Here is a 3410-nt window from a genome sequence, read left to right as displayed (position 1 = left end):
ATAGCGATTTCTTTCATACGTCTTTGTATTGAATAAGAAGCCAAGGCAAACAGTCCAAAAAGAGCAATACCAATTACGACAACATTCAACAATGAGAAAAGGTTCTTTTGTTTTACGTAGGTTTCGTAAGTTCTGGCATACTGTTTATCCACAAAATCATATTTAAATGGATATTCAGTATCAAAAGTTCCCCATAATTTTTCAATATCGGCTATAGTCTTTTCTATATCATCAGATTTTAGTTTTACATAAACCCTATTTATGTTTTGAGCTAGATCAACAGTTTTTAGATGATAAAAGCACATTGGCGGAACTGCCGCTTCGAGACTCAATAAATTAAAATCTTTGATTACACCAATTATTTTTAAGTTTCGCTGTTTAATAATGATTTCTTGTCCAATTGGTTCATTCATACGCATTAATTTCTGGGCTGTTTCATTAATTAGTACGGAAGCGATGGTGTCCGAAGCATATTTCTGTTCAAGTCCCCTTCCATTAATGACTTTCACTTTCATCATTTCGAGCATCCCATAATCTATCGCCATTGTTCGTTCTTTAAAAAGCTCATCTCTATAAAGTACTCCTCCTAATGAATCGTCTGAACCATCAAAACAAACAAGACCTGTAGAAATTTGTTCCACCCCCTTTATTTTGGATAGTTCTTGTTTTATGGTTGAATATTTATCGTAAATGTTTTTGCCTGCATTTTTTGCCTCATAGTCAGATGATGGAAAGTGCAACGATACGTCTATTACCTGATTTCCCTTATACCCTAAATCTTTGCTACTTAAATAGCTGATTTGCTGATAAACAATATGTGATCCGATAATAAAAAATGTTGCAATTGCAAACTGAAAAATCAACATTCCGTTACGTATCCAAACACCGCTTTTACTTCTTCCAAAATCTCCTTTTAGTACTTTAAGCGTTTCGAAATTTGAAACATAAATTGCTGGAAAAACTCCAGCAACCAAAACTGTAATGACGAAAATTAGAATTAATTGCAAATAAAATTGACTACCAATGATCATTAAGTTTTTGTTCAAGAAGTCATTATAATACGGTAATGTCAATTCTACGATTACCAAAGCCAATAAAATAGAAAATGAACTTATGAGAATAGTCTCAAAAATGAATTGTGCTATAATATTGCCTCTTGATGCCCCAACAATTTTTCGCACACCAACTTCTTTTGCTCGCTTTATGGCATTGGCTGTAGCCAAATTGATATAATTAACAATAGATAAAATGAGAATTAAAACAGACAATCCAGCCATAATTAATAAAAACTGATAATTGCCTCTCCCTTCTGGGTAACCATCTGTTATAGAATGTAATCTGGCTTTTGAAAGTGGTTCCATCACGACTGTAAAATGCCCTATTTTCTTAACCATTACCTCGAAAGTAAACCCCTCCATCTTAGCGATTCTTTTAATAAAATCGACATTATATATATTTTCAAGACTCTTTCGCGTAAGTTCAATTTTTGATGGATCCTTAATTTTTACTAATAATTTGAAAACAAATGGAGCTGTCATACCTGAAGCCACCAATTTCTCCATTTTATTGATTATGACATTAGGAGCGATTGATGAATTCCCGGGAATGTGATATACGGCACGCACAACAAACATTTGGTCAAAGCATTTTATCTGTTTTCCGATTGGGTTTTCATTGCCAAAAACTTTTTTAGCAATAACATCGGAAATGGCAATGCTCGAATCATCTTTTATAGCTGAAATAGCATCTCCATTTATAATTTTGAAAGGAAAAAAAGAAAAGAAATTATGTTGTACATTGATGATTTTATCGACTAATTCTTTCTTTCCTTTATAAATAATTTTATCCTTTTGATACCAACTGTCAGCATAAATTATAGTGTCGACATTGGAGTCTTTATCTAAAACAGGTTTTAGAAATAAAGAACAATCTGAAAAAATCGGCATATCAGTCAATTGAACTAATACCTGATAGACCTTTTCCTTTTCGGGATTCCAATCGTCGTAGCTCTGTTCGTCATTCCAATAAAGCAAAGCGAAAATCAATCCTGCAATTCCTATTGCCAATCCCAACACATTGAGAAATGAAAACAGTTTGTTTTGTTTTAAATGATAAATAAATATTTTTATATAGTTTAATAACATAGTTTAGATTTAGGTTAATTGCAAGTAGATGTGAATTGTTTGTGCTTATTCATATTTCAAATATTTTAAAACATCAACCCTTGTAGCTTGATATGCTCTTGAAAGTACTACCAACAGTGTTAATGACAGTAAGGCAGCAAATCCAATTAGAAATGGATAAATCGAAATTTCTATTCTATAAGCAAAATTCTCTAGCCATTTGTTTAATAAATAATAAGCTGGAAATAGAGCGATTAAAAACCCAATAATGCAATACACAATGTACTGTTTAGATAATTCTTTAAGCAAAACATTGGTTTCAGCACCTAGTGTTTTTCTAATCGCGATTTCTTTCATACGTCTTTGGATTGAATAGGAAGCCAAAGCGAATAACCCGAAAAGAGCAATGATAATTACAATGACATTAAGTAAAGAGAAAAGATTTTTTTGCTTAACGTATGTTTTGTAGGTTCGCATATAACTTTTATCAATAAAATCATATTGAAATGGATAATCTGAATCGACATTTTTAGTCCAGAATTTTTCAATATCTGCAATAGTCTGCTCTGTATTTTCAGTTTTCACTTTTACGTAGATATGTTGAATATTTCCAATCATCCAGCCAATTGTTTTGAAGTGAAAAAAGACCATTGGAGGTATTTTTCCTTGTGGATTATAAAGGCTGAAGTTTTTTACGACACCAATAATTTTGAGTTTATTACCATTCCAATCGACAATTTTACCAATTGGATTTTTCTCGTTCATTATCTTCAAAGCTGTTTCATTGACCATCATCGAATTTATAGTATCTGAAGCAATTTTTGGATTCAGATAACGGCCTTGTACCATTTCGATTTTCATCATTTCGAGCATACCAAAATCAATGGCTAAATTCTGACCTTGAATATTATTTCCATTATAACTAAAACTCGAAGAAGAATCATTTCCTCCACCAAATTTGAATGCTCCAGTTGCTACTTGCTTTACTCCTTTTATTTTTGAAATTTCATTTTTAATAGTTGAGTAACTGTTAAATATCGTCTGTTCCGCATTTTTTTTGGTAAAAATGGATTCGGGTTTGTAATAAAAAATTTCCAAAACCTGTTCCCCTGAAAATCCTAAATTTTTATTGGCTAGATAGCGTACTTGCTCGTACACAATATATGAACCGATAATAAAGAAGGAAGCAATGCTAAATTGTAGAATTAACATTCCGTTCCGAAGCCAGACACCACTTTTATTTCTGCCAAAATTCCCTTTCAATACTTTTAAAGTTTCAAAATTAGA

At 31.8% G+C, this 3410-nt stretch carries 2 protein-coding genes; both read right to left on the bottom strand.

Annotated features, from left to right (window positions below):
- On the bottom strand, positions 1-2144 hold a 2144-nt coding region (locus tag VFS71_RS11550; protein WP_326401419.1), incomplete at its 3' end, for an ABC transporter permease.
- Positions 2145-2189: 45 nt separating this feature from the next.
- Positions 2190-3410 (bottom strand): ABC transporter permease (locus VFS71_RS11545; protein ID WP_326401418.1); only part of this gene is annotated, 1221 nt, incomplete at its 5' end.

The sequence above is a fragment of the Flavobacterium sp. genome (assembly GCF_035760125.1).
In the GTDB taxonomy this organism is placed as follows: Bacteria; Bacteroidota; Bacteroidia; order Flavobacteriales; family Flavobacteriaceae; genus Flavobacterium.
This window is presented reverse-complemented; position numbering and strand designations above follow the sequence as displayed.